Origin of the sequence: Paenibacillus sp. 598K (assembly GCF_003851045.1) — a bacterium.
In the GTDB taxonomy this organism is placed as follows: Bacteria; Bacillota; Bacilli; order Paenibacillales; family Paenibacillaceae; genus Paenibacillus_D.
The window spans coordinates 9,890-11,804 of sequence record NZ_BFBX01000210.1 but is presented as its reverse complement, the minus strand read 5'-3'; the positions used below and the strand labels follow the sequence as shown (position 1 = coordinate 11,804).

Annotated in this window: 1 protein-coding gene; it reads right to left on the bottom strand. The window is 68.7% G+C overall.

Annotation, left to right across the window (positions count from 1 at the left end; translation table 11 throughout):
- Positions 1 to 1,911: DUF5682 family protein (locus PA598K_RS34490; protein WP_221414205.1), on the bottom strand; the 1,911-nt coding region annotated here is incomplete at its 3' end.
- Positions 1,912 to 1,915 lie beyond the last annotated feature (4 nt).

Sequence of the window (1,915 nt, the reverse complement as noted above, 5' to 3'; positions counted from 1 at the left end):
GAACAGCCGCTCGGCCGTCTCCTGCAGCCCCATGAGCAGCGCCTGCACGAGCAGCGCCGCCAGCTCGCCGCTATGATGATCGGGCAGCTCGGCGGCTGCCTCCTCGAGCCTTCGCGTCGCCGCCTCCTGCAGCGTGCCGCCATACAGCGACTGCTCGATGAGCCGCGCCTCGATAAGCGCCGAGTAGCCATAGCTCCACGTCTCGCGCACGCGATTCATATGGCGGCCGCTCACCCAGTCCGGGCCGCTCTCGCGGCGAGCGAACTCCGGCACCAGATAGCTGATGGCGTGGAGCAGTCGGCTGACCTGGCGATGTCCGGGCTTGCTGTACAGCTCGAGCGTGCGCTGGCGCTTGCCCGTCGTCCGCAGCTCGAGCCGGGCTGCAGCTGCTCGGCGCTTCACATCCTCGACGATCGGCACGGTATAGCCGCTCTCGGCGACGCGGCCGATCTTGTCGCCGGTCAGCAGCGCCTGCAGCCGGCGCAGCGGCGCGTCCGTCGCTACCGTATGCTCGCCCTTGACGAAGGCGGCCAGCACCGCGTCCAGCAGCTCGTAGACGCCGCCCTCCCGTTTGTCCCGCAGCGCCGCCAGCCCTTGCAGCATGCTGTACGCCTCGATCGCGTCGCTCGTCGAGACTGTGTCGCCGCCCTCCCGCAGGGCGCGGGCGAGGCGAGCGAGCAGACGCAGCGCGGCGCGCGGATACGGCGCCCGGCGTCCCTGCTGGAGCTGCGACCAGATCGCATCGTAATAGCTGACGTAGGGCATGCCGCTGGCGTAGCCGTTCAGACGGTCCGCCTCCTGGAACGTGTAGATCATCGGATAATGCTGGCGCTTGCCGCCGCGCCGCAGCTGGAGACCTGTCGTCTCCGTTGTCCCCCCGGGCCTGTGCCCGGTCGGCATATCAGGCCTGTACTCGGTTGGCATGGCCAAATGCTCGCCCGGCACAGGCGGCTCAACTGTGGGCAAGGATAGGCCCATCTGGCGCTCCAAGGTCGCGTCCGGTTCGTCCGGGGCATCCGCGCTCCCTGACGGGTCCAACAATCTCTCTGCCGGAGAGCCGACAGCCTCGCCTCCTCTCCCCGACAGATCGACGATCCCGCCCGCCTCGGGGCTCCCTGCCCCGGCACCTCCCGCAGCAGACAGGGACACCCATGCGCCCGCTGGCTCCGGGTCGAGCAGACCGTATGTATGGAAGCCGCCGGTCACGACGAGCACCCGGGCATACTGCTCGCGCGCCTCGCGGATATGTCGGCGCATGTTGGCCTCGCGGTCGAGCTCGCCCTCGCGCCGCAGTCGCGACTCCGGGTAGCACATCCGCGAGAGCGTGCAGTAGGTGAACACATCGCGCACGAAGCTCGCGGTGTCCGCCGAGAGGCCGCCGATCTCGAACACTCGCTCCCACAGCTCGTCGAAGCTGCGGCAGCGCATCCGCCGACAGAGCTCGGCGATGAACTCCGAGCTGCCGAGCAGCGTCTCGTCCTGGAGCGAGGCGGATGCCTCCTCCGTCTCCGCCGCCAGTCTCGGACGATAGTCCAGGTCGATGAACCGGCACGGCACGCCTTGCGCGGCCGCTTCCTTAAGCGCCGCGTACTCGGGAGAGCAGCTGAGCAGCGGGTAATACCAGGCCGCCTTCTCGTCCTCGCTCTCGTAGGTGCAGTACAGGCTGACCGGCGGCTCGGTCGCCTCGTCGGCGAGCACCGGGATCAGCTCGTCGGCGCCCTCCGGGCCTTCGATGAGGACAATCTCCGGCCGATAGGCGCGCATCGCCCGCAGCAGATGATGCGAGCAGGCCGGACTGTGATGGCGCACGGGGAAGTAGACGACCGGCGACGACAGATCATAGACTCGCTCCCGACACAATGTCTCCAACTCCGCAGCCAACCGTTCGTCCGTCGTCCCATCCAGCGGCAGCGCC